The sequence below is a fragment of the Klebsiella grimontii genome (genome assembly GCF_042137965.1).
Classification (GTDB): Bacteria; Pseudomonadota; Gammaproteobacteria; order Enterobacterales; family Enterobacteriaceae; genus Klebsiella; species Klebsiella grimontii.
The window spans coordinates 670964-693031 of the sequence record NZ_CP169721.1 but is presented as its reverse complement, the minus strand read 5'-3'; the positions used below and the strand labels follow the sequence as shown (position 1 = coordinate 693031).

Genomic DNA, 22068 nt, shown 5'->3' with positions numbered 1-22068 from the left:
GTAACGCGATGATCCCTGGAGAATATCAGATAAAGCCCGGACAGATAGCCCTCAACGCTGGCCGCGCAACCTGCAGCATTATTGTTGAAAATCACGGCGACCGGCCGATTCAGGTCGGCTCGCATTACCACTTCGCCGAGGTCAACCCGGCGCTGAAGTTCGATCGCCAGCAGGCGACCGGCTATCGGCTGAATATCGCTGCCGGCACCGCAGTGCGCTTCGAGCCGGGTCAAAAACGCGAGGTGGAGCTGGTGGCGCTGGCCGGAACCCGTGCGGTGTACGGTTTTCGCGGCGAGGTGATGGGCGCGCTGGAGGCAAACGATGAGTGAAATTTCACGTCAGGCCTATGCCGACATGTTCGGCCCTACCACCGGCGATAAAGTTCGCCTGGCGGACACCGAGCTGTGGATCGAGGTCGAAGATGATTTGACCACCTACGGCGAAGAGGTCAAATTTGGCGGCGGTAAAGTGATCCGCGACGGAATGGGGCAGGGACAGATGCTTTCCGCCGGGTGCGTGGATCTGGTGCTGACCAACGCCCTGATCGTCGATTACTGGGGGATCGTCAAAGCCGATATTGGCGTCAAAGACGGACGGATCTTCGCGATCGGCAAAGCCGGCAATCCGGATATTCAGCCCAACGTCACGATCCCGATCGGCGCGGCCACGGAAATTATTGCGGCGGAAGGTAAGATCGTCACCGCCGGCGGCGTCGATACGCATATTCACTGGATCTGCCCGCAGCAGGCGGAAGAGGCGCTGGTCTCCGGCGTCACCACCATGATCGGCGGCGGGACCGGCCCGGCGGCGGGCACCAACGCCACGACCTGTACGCCAGGGCCGTGGTATATCTCGCGGATGCTGCAGGCCGCCGACAGCCTGCCGGTCAATATCGGCCTACTGGGTAAAGGCAACGGCTCGAATCCCGACGCGCTGCGTGAGCAGGTCGCGGCCGGGGTTATCGGCCTGAAAATTCACGAAGACTGGGGCGCGACCCCGGCGGCAATCGACTGCGCGCTGACCGTGGCTGACGAAATGGACGTGCAGGTCGCGCTGCACAGCGACACCCTCAATGAGTCCGGATTCGTTGAGGATACCCTGGCGGCCATCGGCGGGCGCACTATCCATACTTTCCATACCGAAGGCGCGGGCGGCGGCCATGCGCCGGATATTATTACCGCCTGCGCGCACCCCAATATTTTACCGTCGTCGACCAACCCGACGCTGCCCTATACCGTCAACACCATTGACGAACATCTGGATATGCTGATGGTTTGCCATCACCTCGATCCGGATATCGCCGAGGACGTGGCGTTTGCCGAATCGCGCATTCGGCGGGAAACCATCGCCGCGGAAGACGTCCTGCACGACCTCGGCGCCTTCTCCCTTACCTCGTCTGATTCGCAGGCGATGGGGCGCGTCGGCGAAGTGGTGTTACGTACCTGGCAGGTAGCGCACCGGATGAAAGTTCAGCGCGGCCCGCTGGCGGAAGAGAGCGGCGATAACGACAACTTCCGCGTAAAGCGCTATATCGCCAAATACACGATTAATCCGGCGTTGACCCACGGTATCGCCCACGAAGTCGGCTCGATTGAAGCCGGTAAACTGGCGGATCTGGTGCTGTGGTCCCCGGCGTTCTTCGGCGTGAAACCGGCGACAATCGTTAAAGGCGGCATGATCGCCATGGCGCCGATGGGCGACATCAACGCCTCTATCCCAACGCCGCAGCCGGTGCACTATCGCCCGATGTTCGGCGCGCTGGGCAGCGCCCGTCACCGCTGCCGTTTGACCTTCCTGTCGCAGGCGGCGGCGGAAAACGGCGTCGCTGAACGGCTGAACCTGCACAGCGCGACGGCGGTGGTGAAAGGCTGCCGCGAGGTACAAAAAGCCGATATGCACCACAACGGCCTGCTGCCCAATATTACCGTGGATTCGCAAACCTACGAGGTGCGCATCGACGGCGAACTGATTACCAGCGAACCGGCGGACGTGCTACCGATGGCGCAACGTTATTTCCTGTTTTAAGGAGCGCACATGCTTTATTTAACCCAACGGGTGGAGACCCCGGCGCAGGCCACGGCCAGCGTTACCCTGCCGATTGACGTGCGGGTAAAAAGCCGCATAAAAGTCACGCTTAACGATGGTCGTCAGGCGGGCCTGCTGCTGCCGCGCGGCCTGCTGCTGCGCGGCGGCGATATTCTCAGCAACGAAAACGGCAGCGAGTTCATCGAAGTGATCGCCGCCGATGAAGCCGTTTCGGTCGTACGCTGCGATGACCCCTTTGTGCTGGCGAAGGCCTGCTATCACCTTGGCAATCGCCACGTGCCGCTGCAAATTATGCCCGGCGAGCTGCGCTATCATCACGATCACGTCCTGGACGATATGCTGCGCCAGTTTGGTCTGGCCGTGGATTTCGCGCATCTGCCGTTTGAACCGGAAGCCGGCGCCTACGCCAGCGAATCACACGGCCATCACCATCATCACCATCATGAGCACAGCCACTAAATGCCGACGCCGGAAAAACGTCTGCGCTTAATGCAGCTTGCCAGCAGCAGCCTCCCGGTTGGCGGCTACAGCTGGTCCCAGGGGCTGGAGTGGGCGGTGGAAGCGGGCTGGGTAGCGGATACCGCCGCCTTTGAGCGCTGGCAGCTGCGGCAGATGGAGCAGAGCTTTTTTACCGTCGATCTGCCGCTGTTCGCCCGGCTTTACCGGGCCTGCGAAGCGGGCGATCTGGCCTGCGCCAGGCGCTGGACCGCTTACCTGCTCGCCTGCCGGGAAACCCGCGAGCTGCGCGATGAAGAGCGCAACCGCGGCGCGGCCTTCACCCGGCTGCTGGCCGACTGGCAGCCGGACTGCCCGCCCGAGTGGCGCAAGCTGTGCCAGCAAAGTCAGCTAACCGGCATGGCGTGGCTCGGCGTACGCTGGCAAATCGCCATTCCTGACCTGGCCCTGAGCCTTGGCTATAGCTGGATTGAAAGCGCGGTGATGGCGGGCGTCAAGCTGGTGCCCTTTGGCCAGCAGGCGGCCCAGCAGTTGATTCTACGCCTGTGCGACCGCTACGCGGCGGACATGGACAGCGCCCTCGCCGCCCCGGACGACGCCCTCGGTTCGGCGACGCCGCTGGCGGCTATCGCTTCCGCCCGGCACGAAACCCAGTATTCCCGATTATTCCGTTCTTAGGAGAAGGTATGAACATGATTAAGCAACCGCTGCGCGTCGGCGTCGGCGGCCCGGTCGGCTCCGGAAAAACGGCGCTGCTGGAAGCCCTCTGCAAAGCCATGCGCGACACCTGGCAGCTGGCGGTGGTGACCAACGATATCTACACCAAAGAAGATCAGCGCATTCTCACCGAAGCCGGCGCCCTGGAGCCTGAACGAATTGTCGGTGTCGAAACCGGCGGCTGCCCGCATACCGCCATTCGGGAAGACGCGTCAATGAACCTTGCCGCGGTGGAAGCGCTGAGCGAGAAATTCGGCAATCTCGATCTCATCTTTGTGGAAAGCGGCGGCGATAACCTGAGCGCCACCTTCAGCCCGGAGCTGGCGGATCTCACCATCTACGTCATCGACGTGGCGGAAGGGGAAAAGATCCCGCGCAAAGGCGGACCGGGGATCACCAAATCCGACTTCCTGGTGATCAATAAAACCGATCTTGCACCGTACGTGGGCGCGTCTCTGGAAGTGATGGAGCGCGATACCCTGCGCATGCGCGGCGAACGCCCGTGGAGCTTCACCAACCTGAAAAGCGGCGACGGCCTGCAAAATATCATCGCCTTTATCGAAGACAAAGGCATGCTCGGCAAGTAACCCCTGCACCATCCCGGCGCAGAGGTGTCGGGATGGTGCATGCCCCGCCCTCTCTTTAGCCATCCCCTTCATGAAGCCCTGATAGCGCCTGCCCTGCGATGTGGCATAAGGTTTGCTAATTCCAGTCATGCCTAACCATTAAGGAATGACTATGTCATCACTGGATATAAAAACTGATTTACCTGCGCAAACCAGTGCCTCCGGCTCAAAAGAAACGCTGGAAGATTATACCCTTCGCTATGCTCCGCTGAGCTTTCGCCGCTGGGGACCGGGGGTTGTGGCGGTGACCGCCTTAGGCGGCATCGCCTATCTGGCTGACTTTTCTATCGGCGCCAGCATCGGCATGGCGTGGGGCACCACCAATGCGATTTACGCGATCCTGCTGGCGGCGCTGGTTATTTTTCTTACCGGTATCCCGCTGGCGATTACCGCCGCGCGCTATAACATCGACCTCGACCTGATCACCCGCAGCGCCGGTTTCGGCTACTTTGGCTCGGTGATCACCAGCATTATCTTCGCCGGATTTACCTTTATCTTCTTCGCGCTTGAAGGCTCGATCATGGCGCAGGGGCTGCTGGTGGGCCTGGGGATCCCGCTGTGGATGGGCTACCTCATCGCCACGCTGATGGTATTGCCGCTGGTGGTCTACGGCATGAAGGCGCTGACTCGCCTTCAGGTCTGGACAACGCCGCTGTGGCTGGTCCTGATGGTGGTTCCGGTGGCCTGGCTTATCGCCAAAGACCCGGATCTGGTGGATGGGTTTATGAACTTCGCCGGTAAAAACAACGCCGCAACGGTAGACTTGACCGCCATTATGCTCGGCGCGGGGGTATGCCTGTCGCTGATCATGCAGATTGGCGAGCAGATCGACTACCTGCGCTTTATGCCGCCGAAGACCGCGGAAAACAGCAAAAGCTGGTGGCTGGCGGTGTTCTCCGCTGGTCCGGGCTGGGTCGTGTTAGGCGCGATTAAACAGATTATCGGCGCTTTCCTCGGCTTCTATCTGCTGACCCGCTTCCCGGCAGTGCATAACACCGAGCCGGTACAGCAGTTCGTCAGCGTCTTCGATAACCTGGTCCCCGGCTGGCTGGCGCTTACCCTCGCGGTGGTACTGGTGGTTATCTCGCAGATTAAAATTAACGTCACCAACGCCTATTCCGGCTCGCTGGCGTGGACCAGCGCCTGGACGCGCACCACCAAGCGCTACCCGGGGCGGATTATTTTCGTCATCGTCAACCTGACCATTGCCCTTGCCCTGATGGAAGGCGACATGTTCAGCGCTCTGGCGTGGATCCTCGGCTTCTATTCCAACTTTGCCATCGCCTGGGTGGTGGTAGTCGCCACCGATATCACCGTCAACAAAGGCCTGCTGAAGCTGGCCCCGGCGCAGCCGGAGTATCGTCGCGGGATGATCTATAACGTCAACCCGGTTGGCGTGGTGGCTTTTGCCCTCGCAGCAGGCCTGTCGATTAGCGCCTTCTTCGGCCTGTTGGGCGAAACGCTGGCGCCGTTCTCGCCGCTGATCGCGCTGGCGGTGGCTTTCGTAATGACGCCGGTCATGGGGATCACCACCCGCGGGCGCTATTACATTAAACAGCGCGATGACGGGATCCCCGAGCCGCGCTACGATGCGCAGGGCAACGCGTCGACCACCGTTTACCGCTGCCTGAGCTGCCGGGAGGAGTACGAACGTCCGGACGTAATGCATTCGCACAAGCATCAGGGCGCGATTTGCTCGCTGTGTAAGAGTATGGAATAAGTAGGAAGGCAGGCCGACAGGACGTCGGCCTGTGAAACAGAAGACGTTATGCCGCCGGGAGTTCAGCCAGCGGCCAGCGCGGACGAACGGTCACGCCGAGCTCCGCTTTCGCCCCGGAGCGCAGACGAACCATCCCGGCATAGGCAATCATCGCGCCGTTATCGGTGCAAAATTCAGGACGGGCATAGAAGACTTCCCCACCGCGCTTTTGCATCATTTCCGCCAGCTTCGCGCGCAGCGTACGGTTAGCGCTGACGCCCCCCGCCATCACCAGCCGTTTAAAGCCGGTTTGCTCCAGTGCGCGGCGGCACTTAATCATCAGCGTATCCACGACCGCGTCTTCAAACGCGCGGGCGATATCGGCGCGGGTCTGGTCGTCATCGCCGTTGTTGCGGATGGTGTTCGCGGCAAAGGTTTTCAGACCAGAGAAGCTGAAATCCAGGCCGGGGCGGTCGGTCATCGGTCGCGGGAAGACAAAGCGCCCTTCGGTGCCCTGAGAAGCCATCTTCGACAGCATCGGGCCGCCGGGATAATCCAGCCCCAGCAGTTTAGCCGTCTTATCGAAGGCTTCGCCCGCCGCGTCGTCAATAGACTCGCCTAACAGCTCGTACTGGCCAATGCCGGTGACGCTGATCAGCTGGGTATGACCGCCGGAAACCAGCAGCGCGACAAAAGGATACTGCGGCGGATTATCTTCCAGCATCGGCGCCAGCAGGTGCCCTTCCATATGGTGTACCGGGATCGCCGGAACGTTCCAGGCGAACGCCAGCGATCGGCCAACCGTGGCGCCGACCAGCAGCGCGCCAACCAGACCCGGGCCCGCCGTATACGCAACGGCATCAATATCCTTTGCCGTCAGCCCGGCTTCCTTGAGCGCCGCCTGAATCAGGGGGACAGTTTTACGCACGTGGTCGCGCGAGGCCAGCTCAGGCACCACGCCGCCGTAGTCAGCGTGCAATTTCACCTGACTATACAGCTGGTTGGCTAACAGACCTTTTTCGTCGTCATAAATGGCGATGCCGGTTTCATCGCAGGATGTTTCAATTCCCAGTACACGCATGGCTAGTTTTACCTCGTTTCAATACCGCGCAGTGTAGGACCAATGCGGGTTGATGTAAAACTTTCCTCACCCCTGGCGTTCACTTCGTGTATACTCCCTGTCCTTATAAAAGTCCCTTTCAAAAATCGCGTCGGTGCTTTACAAAGCAGCAGCAATTGCAGTAAAATTCCGCACCATTTTGAAATAAGCTGGCGCTGATGCCAGCGGCAAACCGAATTTATCAAAGGTGAGAGTTACATGCCGGTAATTAAAGTACGTGAAAACGAGCCGTTCGACGTAGCGCTGCGTCGCTTCAAACGTTCATGCGAAAAAGCAGGTGTTCTGGCGGAAGTTCGTCGTCGTGAGTTCTATGAAAAACCGACTACCGAACGTAAGCGCGCTAAAGCTTCAGCAGTGAAACGTCACGCGAAGAAACTGGCTCGCGAAAACGCACGCCGCACTCGTCTGTACTAATCTGTTGGGAGCATAGCTCTCAATTCAGACCGAGTTGTAGTTGTAAGGCCGTGCTTCCGAAAGGAATGCGCGGCTTATTTTCGTTTATGCATTAGCATATACACGACATCATTCAGGATGCACTCAGGCAGTAAGGGAGTGAGTCCCGGCGCTTACTCAAGTAAGTGGCAGGGGTGAACGAACTTAGCCAACGCAGAGGCAATCTGAAGGCTCAAGTGTATAAAACGGGGCATATGGCTGGACGAATCCCACGAGTATTTATCAATGACCTGCTGGCGCGCACCGACATCGTCGATCTGATCGATGCCCGGGTAAAGCTGAAAAAGCAGGGCAAGAATTATCACGCGTGCTGTCCGTTCCATAACGAAAAAACCCCCTCTTTCACCGTCAATGGTGAAAAACAGTTTTACCACTGCTTTGGCTGCGGTGCGCACGGCAACGCTATCGACTTCCTGATGAACTACGACAAGCTCGAGTTCGTGGAAACCGTCGAAGAGCTGGCCGCCATGCATAATCTTGACGTGCCGTATGAAGCAGGTAGCGGGCCCAGCCAGATTGAGCGCCATCAGCGGCAAAATCTTTATCAGTTGATGGATGGTCTGAACACGTTTTATCAACAGTCTCTGATGCAACCCGCCGCCGACCCCGCGCGCCAGTATCTGGAAAAACGCGGCTTAAGCAGTGAGGTCATTACGCGCTTTGCGATTGGCTACGCCCCTCCCGGCTGGGACAACGTTTTAAAACGTTTTGGCGGTAATCAAGAAAATCGCCAGTCGCTGATTGATGCAGGCATGCTGGTCACGAACGATCAGGGGCGCAGTTACGACCGCTTCCGCGAACGGGTGATGTTCCCCATCCGCGATAAGCGAGGCCGGGTGATTGGTTTTGGTGGTCGCGTGCTGGGTGATGCCCTGCCGAAGTACCTGAACTCCCCGGAGACCGATATTTTCCATAAAGGCCGCCAGCTGTACGGTCTTTATGAAGCGCAGCAGGACAACGCTGAACCGTCCCGCCTGCTGGTGGTCGAAGGCTATATGGACGTGGTGGCGCTGGCGCAATTCGGCATCAACTATGCCGTTGCGTCGTTAGGAACGTCGACGACCGCTGACCATATTCAGCTGTTGTTCCGGGTCACCAATCAGGTGGTTTGCTGCTACGACGGCGACCGGGCTGGCCGCGATGCCGCCTGGCGCGCGCTGGAAACGGCGCTGCCGTATATGACCGACGGGCGTCAGCTACGCTTTATGTTTCTGCCGGATGGCGAAGATCCGGATACGCTGGTGCGCAAAGAGGGGAAAGCCGCATTTGAAGCGCGGATGGAGCAGGCTCAGCCGCTCTCCACGTTTTTGTTCAACAGCCTGCTACCGCAGGTGGATTTGAGCACCCCGGACGGACGCGCGCAGCTGAGTACGTTAGCCTTGCCGCTAATAACTCAGGTACCGGGCGAAACGCTGCGCATTTATCTGCGTCAGGAGTTAGGCAATAAGCTGGGGATTTTAGACGATGCGCAGCTTGAACGTTTAATGCCAAAACAGTCTGAAAATGGCATCCAGCGCCCTGCTCCGCAGCTAAAACGCACGACCATGCGTATACTGATAGGACTACTGGTACAAAACCCGGACCTGGCCCCGCTGGTACCGCCTCTCGAAGGGCTGGACCCGCGTAAAATGCCCGGGCTTGGTTTGTTCAACGAACTGGTTAAAACCTGTTTAGCACAGCCGGGCCTGACTACCGGACTGCTTTTAGAGCAGTATCGCGGCACAAATGAAGCCGCAACCCTTGAAAAACTGTCGATGTGGGACGATATAGCAGATAAGGATATTGCTGAAAAAACCTTCACCGACTCGCTCAACCATATGTTTGATTCACTGCTGGAACTGCGGCAAGAAGAGTTGATAGCTCGCGACCGCACGCACGGTTTAAGCAGTGAAGAACGCCGGGAGCTCTGGACTATCAGCCAGGAACTGGCCAAAAAATAAGCGAAAGATTAAATCATTCAAGTTGTATCAAGGCAGCAAGAGAACGAACTCCTGGAAGGAAACATAAATCCATGACCAGGATGAAGGAACGCAGCTAACGCTAAGACAACTTGAAGGATGACGTATTTAACGGCTTAACTGCCGAATATCGTTCGGGAAGCCCCCGACAGCCGCTCGAGGCGCAGCGGCAATAATATAAGTACGCCCTCGCTTTAAATGTTGGCAGTTCGCCTGCTTACACCAATCAAACGAATTAAGTGTGGATACCGTCTTATGGAGCAAAACCCGCAGTCACAGCTGAAGCTTCTTGTCCAACGTGGTAAGGAGCAAGGCTATCTGACCTATGCCGAGGTCAATGACCATCTGCCGGAAGATATCGTCGACTCCGACCAGATCGAAGACATCATCCAAATGATCAACGACATGGGCATTCAGGTGATGGAAGAAGCACCGGATGCCGATGATCTCTTGCTTGCTGAAACGAACAACAATACCGACGAAGATGCGGAAGAAGCTGCCGCGCAGGTTCTCTCCAGCGTTGAGTCTGAAATAGGACGCACAACCGACCCGGTGCGCATGTACATGCGCGAAATGGGTACCGTCGAACTGCTGACGCGCGAAGGCGAAATTGACATCGCTAAACGCATCGAAGACGGGATTAACCAGGTCCAGTGCTCGGTTGCGGAATACCCGGAAGCGATCACCTATCTGCTGGAGCAGTACGATCGCGTTGAAGCGGAAGAAGCGCGCCTGTCCGATCTGATCACCGGCTTTGTCGACCCGAACGCTGAAGAAGATCTGGCGCCAACCGCCACTCACGTCGGTTCTGAACTCTCTCAGGAAGAGATGGATGACGACGAAGACGAAGATGAAGAAGAAGACGACGACAGCAGCGATGACGACAACAGCATCGACCCTGAGCTGGCGCGCGAGAAATTCGCCGAACTGCGTACGCAGTACGAACTGACCCGCGACACCATCAAAGCGAAAGGTCGTAGCCACGCCGCAGCGCAGGAAGAGATCCTCAAGCTGTCTGAAGTGTTCAAACAGTTCCGTCTGGTGCCGAAGCAGTTTGATTACCTGGTTAACAGCATGCGTGTCATGATGGATCGCGTTCGTACTCAAGAACGTATTATCATGAAGCTGTGCGTTGAACAGTGCAAAATGCCGAAGAAAAACTTCATCACTCTGTTCACTGGCAACGAAACCAGCGAAACCTGGTTCAACGCGGCCATCGCCATGAACAAGCCGTGGTCAGAGAAGCTGCTTGACGTAAAAGAAGACGTCCAGCGCGGCCTGATGAAGCTGCAACAGATTGAGCAAGAGACCGGCCTGACCATTGAGCAGGTAAAAGATATCAACCGTCGCATGTCCATCGGTGAAGCGAAAGCCCGCCGTGCGAAGAAAGAGATGGTTGAAGCGAACCTGCGTCTGGTTATCTCGATCGCCAAGAAATACACCAACCGCGGTCTGCAGTTCCTAGACCTGATCCAGGAAGGCAACATCGGTCTGATGAAAGCGGTTGATAAGTTTGAATACCGCCGCGGCTATAAGTTTTCCACCTACGCAACCTGGTGGATCCGTCAGGCGATCACCCGCTCTATCGCCGACCAGGCGCGCACCATCCGTATTCCGGTGCATATGATTGAGACGATCAACAAGCTCAACCGTATTTCCCGCCAGATGCTGCAGGAGATGGGCCGCGAGCCGACGCCGGAAGAGCTGGCCGAGCGTATGCTGATGCCGGAAGATAAAATTCGTAAGGTGCTGAAAATCGCCAAAGAGCCGATCTCCATGGAAACGCCGATTGGCGACGATGAAGATTCGCATCTGGGAGATTTTATCGAGGATAACACCCTCGAGCTGCCGCTGGACTCTGCCACCACCGAGAGCCTGCGCGCCGCCACCCATGACGTTCTGGCTGGCCTGACCGCCCGAGAAGCGAAAGTCCTGCGTATGCGCTTCGGTATCGACATGAATACCGATCACACGCTGGAAGAAGTGGGTAAACAGTTCGACGTTACCCGCGAACGTATCCGTCAGATCGAAGCGAAGGCGCTGCGTAAACTGCGTCATCCGAGCCGCTCTGAAGTGCTGCGTAGCTTCCTCGACGATTAATTATCGCCGCGTACCGCAAAAAGCCAGTCAAATGACTGGCTTTTTTTATGCCTGAACGGTAATCATTTATTTAAGAAATATTAAAACCAAAATATAAAACCCTTAAAAATATATTCAGGCCATATTCTTAATTACTTCTTTATAGGCAGATAAACAACTGGACTCACCGTTTTACGTTTGTACTATGGGTTTATGGATAGCCCATAGGGCCTAAAACGGAAGATAAATCATAGGGAAATGGAATGAATAGCAAGCGTAAAATTCAGCTGGCTGATTTTAATAGAACGGTTATTTTAACCACATCTAATACCTTATTTCTCAGTCGCGGAATAGAAAATACCACCATGGATGTGATCGCCCATGAAACGGGTTTTAGCAAAACAACGCTTTATACCTATTTTGAAAATAAAAAAGATATTCTGGATCATCTTATCCTTCAGGGAATGGAGCATTTCCATCAGGAGGTGCTAAAAATAGCCAATCGGCAAAATTCATTTCGCGACTTTTATCGCGAGCTATGCCATGCGCTGATCGCTCTCCACGAAGCGAGCATTGCCTATTTTCCCGCAATTACAGGCAAAATCGCGAGTTCTGAAAAAATCACTAAAAACAATAAAGCGTTGAAAAGTATCTCTATGATTGGTGAACAGATAAACCATATTATCGCCGCGCAAATTACCGACGCCGCCGAAAAAAAAGAGATCGCGCTGAATGCTCCCGCCGCGGACGTCACGATGCTGTTCTGGCTCTGCCTGACCGGACTCGTAGAAAAATCCTCACATAGAGAATCCTATCTTTTACGTCACCTTGAAAAAGACCGTAAATCCTTTCTCGACTTCGCTTTTAACTCAGTACTATTAATGATAGAAAAAGGGAATATTAGCGATAACGCAAAAGCTGGCTAAAGCCTCAGGCTTTAGCCAGCGCAGAGTCGTCCGCAGTGCCTTAAAGCCCTCGCGTTGCCAGCGCCTCGTCAAGCTCCCGGTAGGCCTCCACCAGCTTATCCAGCGTCGCCCGGTTGAGCCCGCTGGGATTTGGCAACACCCATACTTCCGTCGCGCCTATGGTCACCTGCTGTTTACCCCATTTTACGCCGCGTACCTGAAACGCTTTCTCGAAGGACTGTTTACCGAGGATCGCCAGCGCATACGGCTGATACTCTTCCATTTTTCTGACCAGCTCCCGGCCACCGTCACGGAGCTCCAGCAGCTCGACCTCGCTGGCCTGCACCGTTGGGCGCTCGACGAGCATGGTGATCCCGCAGCGAGTATCCAGCAGCTGAAGTTCCTCCTCGGGCTTCAGCAGACGGTCGGTAAACCCGGCCTGGTGAATCACCTTCCAGAAGCGATTTCCCGGATGGGCGAAATGAAAACCGGTATGGGCGGAAGACTTCCCCGGATTGATACCGCAAAAGACGACCCTCAGGTTCGGCGCCAGAATATCGTTAATCATATTTTCCCCAGCTCAATACCTAAAAGGTCATTATAAAGGATTGAAAATGCGTTGTTTATAAAAACAGCAGGCGTGCGTTTTAGGCTGGATTGCGGGGAACAGTTACTTTATAATCCTTCGCCACGGCCCCTTAGCTCAGTGGTTAGAGCAGGCGACTCATAATCGCTTGGTCGCTGGTTCAAGTCCAGCAGGGGCCACCAGATACAGCAAGGGCTGACGAGAAATCGTCAGCCCTTTTTGCATTATGCAGCCCCATCCGGCGCCGCCGCTTAAAATGAGGTCAGGTTACACCAGCGCCTGCAGCTGTTCGCGCATATAGACGGTGAAGAATTCCGGGTTTTTAATGACGATCCGCTTACCGGAGGCAATTTTGTCCGCCCATCCGGCGACTTTTTCCGTGAACCCGGCATCCCATCCCTCCTTTTCACCCCGGGCCGTGACGTCGGCAGGGTTCGCCGGTACGCCTAATTCATGCAAATACTTCAAAATTCCCTTCGCGGTACTTTCATCCATAGTATTCGGCACCGACAACGAGGTGTTCATACCACCAATAAAATCCAGGGCTTTATCGATTGCTGTTGGCATGCTCTTATCCTTAAAATTAACCACGTAATGAACATGCTTACACTATGGACCCATCTTTGCCGGGATATCAAAGAGATCGTTGCCTTTCTTTGATTCAGACCGCAGCTAAACGCTTGCGTGCTGCTTTTCTACTCGACTATTCCGCACCAGTCACCAGGAAACTACTCCATACGTCCGCGCTTAAACTGACCGGCATCGATATCGTAGTGCTTCATTTTTCGCCACAGCGTGGTACGGCCAATATTCAGCAGCTGCGCCATCTCCTGTACCCGACCGCTGGTCACCCGGGCGGCGTGGATAATCGCCTCTTTCTCAATGGCGCTAAAGGTCAGGCTGGCGGGCAGCAGCGATGACCCCGCGTCGGCGCCCGGCCGCTCGGCAAACAGATATTCCGGCAAATTACTCAGACGGATATGGCCGTTATCGCTGCTAATGGCGATATTCTCGATAACGCTATTCAGCTCAAAATCATTGCCCGGCCAGGAGTAGGCCACCAGCTGCGCCAGCGCATCGTCATCCATCTTCAGCCGCGAGGAAAAGCGTTTTTCCAGGCTCTTAAGGCGATTGTGCACCAGCGAGGGGATACTGTTGCGCCGCGCCCGCAGCGGGGGAATAACGATTTCAAAAGAGTGCAGCGCGTAGTAAAGCTGGCGGCTAAAGCGGTTTTGCTCCACCAGATTGGCAAGATCGACGGTAGTGGTGGCGATCACTTTGACGTCCACCGGGATCAAGCGACGGGCGTCCAGACGGGTTAATACCCCCTGCTTGATCACCTGCAGCAGCGCGGACTGCAGCTCCGGCGCCAGATATTCAATTTTTTCCAGAAACAGCGTCCCGCCGTTGGCCAGCTCAAGACGGCTAAGGCGACCGTTTTCATCGTCCGTCGGCGCGCTGCCCATAAAATCCTGGCCCAGGACGCTGTCGGCATACAGCTGGCAGTTGACCGCGATATACGGCCCGCCGCCCCGCTCGCTCTCATTGTGAATCGCCTGGCTGAGCAGCTCTTTACCCACCCCTTCTTCACCGCACAGCAGCACCGGGAAAGCGCCGCGCGCCGCCTGGCGGCCAAAGTGAATCAGCCGCCGGGTTTCCGGGTCGTCCGCCGACATCTGCTCAAAGGTATGGCTCACTTTGCCAAGCTGGCTGGTCATCAGCTGGCGCATCTGCTCGACCGGATGCAGCAGCAGAATAAAGCTGTTGCCCTGCTCTTCGACGATCGGCTTGAGCGTAATCACGGCGTCGACAAACTGATGCTGGCTCTCAAAGGTCACTTCGACATGGTTCAGCCCGCGCGCGTGCTTAATGGCCCGGCGCAGCAGGGCCGGGAGCGTCACCAGTTCATTGATGTTTTTCCCCTGGCTGGCCTGGGCATCAAGATGCAGCAGCCTCGCGGCCTGCACGTTAAGAAACTGCAAAACTCCCTGCTCATTCCACGCCATCACCCCGTCATCCATACTCTCCAGCAGACCGTACATCTGATTAAGATGGCGATTCGACTCTGACAACAGGCTGTCGGTCAGCAGCGAGTTACCGACTTCCCGCGCGATAGCCAGGGTCAGGGAGAGATCCGGCGAAGCCTGCTCTTCGATCAGGCAGCACAGGGAAATGGAACCGAACAGGCGCCCGTGGTTATCAAACACCGGCGTGGAGCTAAACGACCATCCGTGCAGCGCATGTTTAAAATGCTGCTCGCCCGTCGTTTTGACCGGCTGCCCGAGCATTGAGGCCAGCGAGAGCGCGCAACTGCCGATAATGCTTTCCGCGCAGTAGCTGCCGTCACGAAATCCCAGCGCCGCCAGCTGGTCGAGGGTCTGCGGATCGCCGCAGCGGCTGAGAATACAGGCGGACTCATCAAGGATAAACAGCGCGCAGGGGCGGTTATCCATAAACTCCCAGGCATCTTCCAGCGCCGCCTGACCAATCGTCAACAGCGCGGTCTTGCGCCGGCAAATCGATTCAAAGGTCAGCCCCTGCGCCTGATGCGGCGTCTGCCAGGTTTCCCGCTGCATAAACTTGCTGCAGCGATGCCATGACTGGGTTATCACCAAAGGAAAGCTCTGAGTCTGCGCAGTCATATCCATTTCCGCTGTTTCATAAACGACAACCCCTCCGGCGGCTACCGCAAGAGGGGGGAAAAAAACGCCCCATCGTTTAAATGAGGCGGGGCTGGACCACGATAAATTAGCGCGCCAGCCACTGCTGTCCGAGCAGGTCAGCGGTCAGAATCGCCGCATGCACGCTCTGCGCGCTGACCGGGAAGGGCATATTATGAATGGTTTCACCTTCCGCGCAGGTCGCTTTAGCGACTGCCTGAATTTTCTCATCGATGCCCTCTTTAACGCCCATTTGCGCCAGCGTGACCGGCAGGCCGACGGTATGGCAGAAGTTCAGCACCGTTTCGATCTCTTCCATCGGGCTATTTTGCAGCACCAGCTGCGCCAGGGTACCAAAGGCCACTTTCTCGCCATGGTACAGATGGTGACACTCTTCGAGGATGGTGAAACCGTTGTGAATGGCGTGCGCGGCGGCCAGACCGCTACTTTCAAAGCCGATACCGCTGAGGTAGGTATTCGCTTCAACGATGCGTTCCAGCGCATCGGTCACCACCCCGGCCTGGGCGGCGAGGCGGGCTTTTTCGCCTTCCGCCAGCAGCGTATCATAGCACAGGCGCGCCAGGCTCAGCGCCGCCGCCGTCGACTGGCCGCCCGCCATGCTGGTGGCTCTGGCGTCGTAGCAGGCCTTGGCTTCAAACCAGGTTGACAGCGCATCCCCCATCCCGGCCACCAGCAGGCGCACCGGCGCTTTGGCGATAATCGCCGTATCCATCACCACCATATCCGGGTTTTTCGGGTAGATCAGATACTCTTCAAACTCACCGGCTTCGGTGTAGATAACCGACAGCGCGCTGGTTGGCGCATCGGTGGAGGCGATCGTCGGGATCACCACCACCGGCAGCTTCTGGTAGTAGCCGATGGCTTTCGCCGTATCGAGCGTCTTACCGCCGCCGATACCCACCACGCCGCGGCAGCCGTGCTGCTTCAGAATGGCGATCAGGCGATTGATCTCAACGTGGCTGCACTCGCCGTTGAAACGCTCCGCATGGCAGCTAATGTTGTGGCTGTGCAAACCTTCCAGCACTTTCTCTCCCGCCAGCTTCATTACGAAGTCATCGGCAATCACGAAAAAGCTGTCCGCCAGGTTTTTGGCGTATTGCCCAAACAGCGTGGATGCATCTGGTCCCTGGAGATATTTGGCTGGAGATTGAATAACTTTTAGCATTCCGTTCACCCTCAAATAAGTGCATGTTTTGACATGATGGGCCCCGGTATTTCCTCGTCCGGCCATGTATTCAAGGCGGGAACGAAAGCGCTACCTGAGCGATGCCATCACTGTAGGGCGAGCCGCGGGCAAAAAAATCTTTCCGGTTTTTGTCCCAATATGAAACAGCACATAAATTTTATTGTTCCATATTGGAACATGAATTCACATGAAACGGTGGGATTGCGATCTCGATCCGCCCCTTGGACGCAAAAGAAGGCCACTAACCGGACGATCGTCGGCCTTTTTCAGCGTCATGGGCGGCAAGAACGGGCAAATTTATTTCTTTACGCAGACCTTGCAGCCAGGTGAAGCGAGATGAAATAGTCGCTTTAGCTCGCATTTTTTCATTTCCTCGCGCAAAAGCGTTTCATTTCGGAACAAAAATGAATAATTACGTTTCGTAATGAAACTCCTTTTATCACAATTTTTTTTCCCGCTAACTCAGCCAGAATCATTACATCGCCCGATATCGCACCTCGTCAGGCGGTACCCCTACACGATGACCGCCTCCATCAGCAGAGAGGCCGCATCGAAACTCCGACGGAGAATAAACAATGAAAAAACTGATTAACCGTGTCGAAGATGTCCTGAGTGAACAACTGGCGGGTCTGGCAAAAGCGCACCCTGAACTGAGGCTGCACCAGGACCCGGTCTACGTGACCCGCGCCGATGCGCCGGTGGCCGGAAAAGTGGCGCTGCTCTCCGGCGGCGGCAGCGGTCACGAGCCGATGCACTGCGGATATATTGGCCAGGGCATGCTTTCCGGGGCATGTCCGGGGGAAATTTTCACCTCCCCGACGCCGGATAAAATGTTTGAGTGCGCCATGAACATCGACGGCGGCGAAGGCGTGCTGCTGATTATCAAAAACTACACCGGCGATATTCTTAACTTCGAAACCGCCACCGAGCTGCTGCACGAAAGCGGCGTTAAGGTCACCACCGTGGTGGTCGATGACGACGTGGCGGTGAAAGATAGCCTCTACACCGCCGGACGGCGCGGAGTGGCCAATACCGTCCTGATTGAAAAACTGGTAGGCGCGGCTGCCGAACGCGGCGACTCGCTGGAATCCTGCGCCGAACTGGGGCGCAAGCTCAACAACCTCGGCCACTCTATCGGTATCGCGCTCGGCGCCTGCACCGTGCCGGCCGCCGGGCAGCCCTCATTCGAACTGCAGGACGATGAGATGGAGTTCGGCGTCGGCATTCACGGCGAACCGGGCATCGACCGCCGCCGCTTCACCTCCCTCGATCGCACCGTTGACGAAATGTTCGATACCCTGCTGGAAAACGGCGCCTATAGCCGCACGCTGCGCCACTGGGACAACGTGAAAGGCGCGTGGCAGGAGGTAGCGCAGACCAAGCAGGCGCTGCAAAAAGGCGATCGGGTTATCGCGCTGGTCAACAACCTCGGCGCCACGCCGCTGTCCGAACTCTACGGCGTCTATAACCGTCTGACGCAGCGCTGCGAGGAAACCGGCATCGTTATCGAGCGCAATCTTATCGGCAGCTACTGTACCTCTCTGGATATGGTGGGTTTTTCCATCACCCTGTTAAAAGCCGATGACGAGACGCTGGCATTATGGGACGCCCCGGTTCACACCCCGGCGCTGAACTGGGGAAAATAAGGAGCACGACATGTCATTAAGCAGAACGCAAATCGTAGACTGGCTCTATCGCTGCGGCGATATCTTCACGAAAGAGAGCGATTTTTTGACCGGTCTGGACCGGGAAATCGGCGATGCCGACCACGGCCTGAATATGCATCGTGGTTTCAGCAAGGTAGTGGAAAAACTGCCGTCAATTGCCGATAAAGACATTGGTTTCATTCTTAAAAATACCGGTATGACGCTGCTCTCCAATGTCGGCGGGGCCAGCGGCCCGCTGTTCGGCACCTTCTTTATTCGCGCCGCCCAGGTGACCCAGGCCCATCAGAGCCTGACGCTGGAAGAGCTTTATCAGACCTTCCGCGAAGGCGCGGAAGGGGTGGTGAATCGCGGCAAAGCCGAGCCCGGGGATAAAACCATGTGCGACGTCTGGCTGCCGGTGGTGGAATCGCTGCGCCAGTCCAGCGAACAGCACCTGTCGATACCAGGCGCCCTTGATGCTGCCTGCGAACAGGCGCAAGCCGCCGTCAACGCCACCATCGCCATGCAGGCCCGTAAAGGGCGGGCTAGCTATCTGGGCGAACGCAGCATCGGGCATCAGGATCCTGGCGCAACCTCGGTGATGTTTATGGTTCAGATGCTGGCCGCAGCAGCTAAAGAGTAAGGAAAACGCGATGGTAAACCTGGTTATTGTTTCTCATAGCGCCCGTCTGGGCGAAGGTGTCGGAGAACTGGCCCGGCAGATGTTAATGAACGATGGCTGTAAGCTGGCGATCGCCGCCGGCATTGACGATCCCGCCAGCCCGATCGGCACAGATCCGATTAAGGTGATGGAGGCCATTGAATCCGTCGCCGACGCCGATCATGTGCTGGTAATGATGGATATTGGCAGCGCCTTGCTGAGCGCCGAAACCGCGCTGGATCTGCTCGATCCGGCGATTGCGGCGAAGGTCCGCCTGTGCGCGGCGCCGCTGGTTGAAGGGACGCTGGCGGCGACGGTGAGCGCCGCCGCCGGGGCCGACATCGACAAGGTGATTGAAGACGCCATGAATGCGCTGGAGGCAAAGCGCGTACAGCTCGGGTTACCATCGCAACCCCCTTCGCTTACCGCCGCGCTGGCCGATGACCGCGACGCGCGCTCGGTTTCCGTAGTGATTCAAAATCCTAACGGCCTGCACGTTCGCCCGGCGTCAAAGCTGGTCGCCGCGCTGGCGGGATTCAACGCCGACCTGGTGCTGGAGAAAGAGGGAAAGTGCGTCACGCCGGATAGCCTCAACCAAATCGCCCTGCTTCAGGTGCGCCGGAACGATACCTTAAGGCTGCTGGCCCGCGGCCCGGACGCCGACGCCGCGCTGGCGGCGTTCCAGGCGCTGGCGACGGAGAACTTTGGCGAGCAAACGGAGGCGACCCCCGCTTTGCAGCCCACCCATGCCGCCCGCATTCAGGGCCAGGTCGTGCTCTACCCTCGGCCTCAGAACAGCGTTACGCGGGAAAAGAGCGCCGCCATCGGTCAGCAGCAGCTGCGCCTGAAACGGGCTATTGATCGGACGCTGGACGATCTTAGCGCGCTGACGGCCCTGGCGGAGGAGAAGTATTCCGCCGACATCGCGGCGATCTTCTCCGGGCATCATACTCTGCTTGATGATCCTGATTTATATACGGCAGCGTGCGATATCGTGCGCGACGAGCAGTGCAGCGCGGAGTGGGCGTGGCATCAGGTGCTGAGCGATTTAAGCCAACAATATCGCCATCTCGACGATGCCTACCTTCAGGCACGCTATATTGATATTGAAGATATTTTGCACCGCACGCTGCGTCACCTTAACGAGAGCAGCGAAGCGCTGCCGCAGTTTAGCGCGCCTTCGATCCTCGTAGCCGACGATATCTTTCCTTCTACCGTCGTGCAGCTCGACGGCCGTCAGGTGAAGGGAATCTGTCTGCAGGAGAGCAGCGAGCACGCTCACGGCGCGATTATCGCCCGCCAGGCGGGCATTGCGATGCTTTGCCAGCAGCGCGATGTGCTGACGACGCTGCAAAACGGAGAGACCATCACCCTTGATATTCCCGGCAAACGCGTGATTCGCGGCTAACCTGCCCCATCTTTCCACCCCGGAGGCTGTCCCCTCCGGGAACTCGCTTAACTTTCAGGATCCGTTATGTCTCAATTCTTTTTTAATCAACGCGCCAACCTCGTCAACGACGTGATTGAAGGAACCATTATCGCCAGCCCGTGGAATAACCTGGCGCGGCTGGAGAGCGATCCCGCCATTCGCGTGGTGGTGCGTCGCGATCTCGACAAAAACAACGTGGCGGTGATCTCCGGCGGCGGTTCCGGTCACGAGCCGGCCCACGCGGGCTTTGTCGGTAAAGGCATGCTGACCGCCGCCGTCTGCGGCGACCTGTTTGCCTCGCCGAGCGTCGATGCGGTGCTGACCGCCATCCAGGCGGTAACCGGCGACGCGGGCTGTCTGCTGATCGTCAAGAACTATACCGGCGATCGCCTGAACTTCGGCCTCGCGGCGGAGAAGGCGCGCCGCATGGGCTATAACGTTGAAATGCTGATCGTTGGCGATGATATTTCGCTGCCGGACAACAAACATCCGCGCGGCATCGCCGGGACGATTCTGGTGCATAAAGTGGCAGGCTACTTCGCCGAACGCGGACACAATCTGGCGACCGTGCTGCGCGAAGCGCAGTATGCCGCCGGACATACCTTCAGCCTCGGACTGGCTCTTGCCAGCTGTCATCTGCCGCAGGACGCGGAAACGGCCCCGCGCCATCACGCGGACCAGGCCGAGCTGGGCATGGGGATCCACGGCGAACCGGGCGCATCGGTCATCGCGACCCAGAACAGCGCGGAAATCGTTACGCTGATGGCGGAGAAGCTCAGCGCCGCCCTGCCGGAAACCGGTCGTCTGGCGGTGATGATCAATAATCTCGGCGGCGTATCGATTGCCGAAATGGCGATTTTGACCCGCGAGCTGGCGCATACGCCGCTGCAACAGCGTATCGACTGGCTGATTGGCCCGGCTTCGCTGGTGACCGCGCTGGATATGAAAGGCTTCTCCCTCACCGCCATCGTGCTGGAAGAGAGTATTGAGAAGGCGCTGCTTTCCGCGGTAGAAACCGCCGGCTGGCAGACGCCGGTGCAGCCACGCGAAATCAGCGTGATGCCGTCGTCGCTGCGCAGCACCCGGGTAGAGTTTGAGCCCTCGGAGAATAGCGTGGTTGCGGACTACGTCGAGCGGGTGACCGGCACGCTGTCCGATCTTGAAGCAGATCTCAACGCGCTGGATGCCAAAGTCGGCGACGGCGATACCGGCTCCACCTTCGCCGCCGGCGCGCGCGACATCGCCGACTTGCTACAGCGTCGCCAGCTGCCGTTGGCTAACCTCGCTACGCTATTGGCGCTGATTGGCGAGCGTCTGACGGTGGTGATGGGCGGCTCCAGCGGCGTGCTGATGTCAATTTTCTTTACCGCCGCCGGGCAGAAGCTGGAACAGGGGGCAAGCGTCGCCGAAGCGCTAAACGCCGGGCTGGCGCAGATGAAGTTTTACGGCGGCGCCGATGAAGGCGATCGGACCATGATTGATGCCCTGCAGCCGGCACTGGCGGCGCTGGCGGCCGAGCCGGAAAATCTGCAGGCCGCTTTCGCGGCGGCCCAGGCGGGCGCGGATCGTACGCTTCACGCCAGCAAAGCCAACGCCGGGCGCGCGTCGTATCTCAACAGCGATAGCCTGCGCGGCAATATGGACCCCGGCGCCCATGCGGTGGCGATGGTGTTTAAGGCGCTGGCGCAGAAATAATTCCCCTGCTCGCGCTGCGCTTAGCAGGGCTACGGGCGCACCGCCGTCTGTGGAGCGGTAGCCCGGACAGATGCGCAGCATCGCCTGCGGGAAATGATGCCTCTGCGCACTCTGCTCCCGGGGGC

Annotated in this window: 19 protein-coding genes and 1 tRNA gene; 15 read left to right on the top strand and 5 right to left on the bottom strand. The window is 57.6% G+C overall.

Annotated elements, in window-relative coordinates; translation table 11 throughout:
* The first annotated feature begins 8 nt into the window (after window positions 1–8).
* The 6 genes from ACE3MN_RS03345 to ACE3MN_RS03320 all read left to right on the top strand — a co-directional run bounded on the left by ACE3MN_RS03345 (window position 9) and on the right by ACE3MN_RS03320 (window position 5565).
* Window positions 9–329, top strand: a complete 321-nt coding sequence (locus tag ACE3MN_RS03345) for an urease subunit beta (protein WP_004135711.1) — start codon at window positions 9–11, stop codon at window positions 327–329.
* Window positions 322–2025 (top strand): urease subunit alpha, encoded by a 1704-nt coding sequence (ureC, locus tag ACE3MN_RS03340; protein WP_024358691.1) that lies wholly within the window; start codon window positions 322–324, stop codon window positions 2023–2025. Before ACE3MN_RS03345 ends, ureC begins: the two co-directional genes overlap by 8 nt.
* Window positions 2026–2034: 9 nt before the next feature.
* A complete protein-coding gene (gene ureE, locus ACE3MN_RS03335) occupies window positions 2035–2505 on the top strand; it encodes an urease accessory protein UreE (protein WP_004125362.1) in 471 nt (156 codons plus the stop codon).
* Window positions 2506–3180 (top strand): urease accessory protein UreF, encoded by a 675-nt coding sequence (locus tag ACE3MN_RS03330; protein ID WP_024358692.1) that lies wholly within the window; start codon window positions 2506–2508, stop codon window positions 3178–3180.
* Between the two features lie 8 nt (window positions 3181–3188).
* Entirely contained in the window at window positions 3189–3806 is a 618-nt protein-coding gene (gene ureG, locus ACE3MN_RS03325) for an urease accessory protein UreG (protein ID WP_004105899.1), read from the top strand.
* 151 nt (window positions 3807–3957) lie between these two features.
* Window positions 3958–5565, top strand: a complete 1608-nt coding sequence (locus ACE3MN_RS03320; RefSeq protein ID WP_024358693.1) for a purine-cytosine permease family protein — start codon at window positions 3958–3960, stop codon at window positions 5563–5565.
* A 46-nt stretch (window positions 5566–5611) separates the two neighbouring features.
* Here the strand turns inward: ACE3MN_RS03320 and tsaD are convergent, their stop codons facing one another.
* Entirely contained in the window at window positions 5612–6625 is a 1014-nt protein-coding gene (tsaD, locus tag ACE3MN_RS03315) for a tRNA (adenosine(37)-N6)-threonylcarbamoyltransferase complex transferase subunit TsaD (RefSeq protein WP_004872392.1), read from the bottom strand.
* 237 nt (window positions 6626–6862) lie between these two features.
* Between tsaD and rpsU the strand changes: the two genes are divergently transcribed.
* From rpsU to ACE3MN_RS03295, 4 genes are all read left to right on the top strand, one after another.
* Entirely contained in the window at window positions 6863–7078 is a 216-nt protein-coding gene (rpsU, locus tag ACE3MN_RS03310) for a 30S ribosomal protein S21 (RefSeq protein ID WP_001144069.1), read from the top strand.
* A gap of 233 nt (window positions 7079–7311) precedes the next feature.
* On the top strand, window positions 7312–9057 hold the full coding sequence (gene dnaG, locus ACE3MN_RS03305; RefSeq protein ID WP_004872393.1) for a DNA primase: 1746 nt from the start codon (window positions 7312–7314) through the stop codon (window positions 9055–9057).
* A 273-nt stretch (window positions 9058–9330) separates the two neighbouring features.
* Window positions 9331–11175, top strand: coding sequence for an RNA polymerase sigma factor RpoD (gene rpoD / locus ACE3MN_RS03300; RefSeq protein ID WP_004125383.1), 1845 nt, complete (start codon window positions 9331–9333; stop codon window positions 11173–11175).
* A gap of 242 nt (window positions 11176–11417) precedes the next feature.
* Window positions 11418–12080: a TetR/AcrR family transcriptional regulator gene (locus tag ACE3MN_RS03295; protein WP_024358694.1), complete on the top strand. Its 663-nt coding sequence runs from the start codon at window positions 11418–11420 to the stop codon at window positions 12078–12080.
* Between the two features lie 40 nt (window positions 12081–12120).
* On the opposite strand, the gene mug is transcribed toward ACE3MN_RS03295, so the two are convergent.
* Window positions 12121–12627, bottom strand: coding sequence for a G/U mismatch-specific DNA glycosylase (gene mug / locus ACE3MN_RS03290; protein WP_102650082.1), 507 nt, complete (start codon window positions 12625–12627; stop codon window positions 12121–12123).
* Window positions 12628–12751: 124 nt separating this feature from the next.
* On the opposite strand from mug, the gene ACE3MN_RS03285 reads away from it, so the two are divergent.
* Window positions 12752–12827 (top strand) — tRNA-Ile (locus ACE3MN_RS03285).
* An 85-nt stretch (window positions 12828–12912) separates the two neighbouring features.
* On the opposite strand, the gene ACE3MN_RS03280 is transcribed toward ACE3MN_RS03285, so the two are convergent.
* The 3 genes from ACE3MN_RS03280 to ACE3MN_RS03270 form a co-directional block, all read right to left on the bottom strand.
* Entirely contained in the window at window positions 12913–13236 is a 324-nt protein-coding gene (locus tag ACE3MN_RS03280) for a DUF1889 family protein (protein ID WP_071830695.1), read from the bottom strand.
* 137 nt (window positions 13237–13373) lie between these two features.
* Complete coding sequence (gene dhaR, locus ACE3MN_RS03275; RefSeq protein ID WP_049086672.1) at window positions 13374–15287, bottom strand: dihydroxyacetone kinase operon transcriptional regulator DhaR; 1914 nt, start codon at window positions 15285–15287, stop codon at window positions 13374–13376.
* A gap of 106 nt (window positions 15288–15393) precedes the next feature.
* On the bottom strand, window positions 15394–16491 hold the full coding sequence (locus ACE3MN_RS03270) for a glycerol dehydrogenase (RefSeq protein WP_024358697.1): 1098 nt from the start codon (window positions 16489–16491) through the stop codon (window positions 15394–15396).
* A gap of 596 nt (window positions 16492–17087) precedes the next feature.
* On the opposite strand from ACE3MN_RS03270, the gene dhaK reads away from it, so the two are divergent.
* From dhaK to ACE3MN_RS03250, 4 genes are all read left to right on the top strand, one after another.
* Window positions 17088–18158, top strand: coding sequence for a dihydroxyacetone kinase subunit DhaK (gene dhaK / locus ACE3MN_RS03265; protein ID WP_049089049.1), 1071 nt, complete (start codon window positions 17088–17090; stop codon window positions 18156–18158).
* Between the two features lie 10 nt (window positions 18159–18168).
* The gene (dhaL, locus tag ACE3MN_RS03260; RefSeq protein ID WP_049086668.1) at window positions 18169–18801 is read left to right on the top strand and encodes a dihydroxyacetone kinase subunit DhaL; all 633 of its coding nucleotides are present in this window, start codon (window positions 18169–18171) and stop codon (window positions 18799–18801) included.
* Window positions 18802–18811: 10 nt separating this feature from the next.
* Window positions 18812–20227, top strand: a complete 1416-nt coding sequence (gene dhaM / locus ACE3MN_RS03255; RefSeq protein WP_102650081.1) for a dihydroxyacetone kinase phosphoryl donor subunit DhaM — start codon at window positions 18812–18814, stop codon at window positions 20225–20227.
* A 66-nt stretch (window positions 20228–20293) separates the two neighbouring features.
* A complete protein-coding gene (locus tag ACE3MN_RS03250; RefSeq protein WP_049086671.1) occupies window positions 20294–21943 on the top strand; it encodes a glycerone kinase in 1650 nt (549 codons plus the stop codon).
* Window positions 21944–22068: the final 125 nt, after the last annotated feature.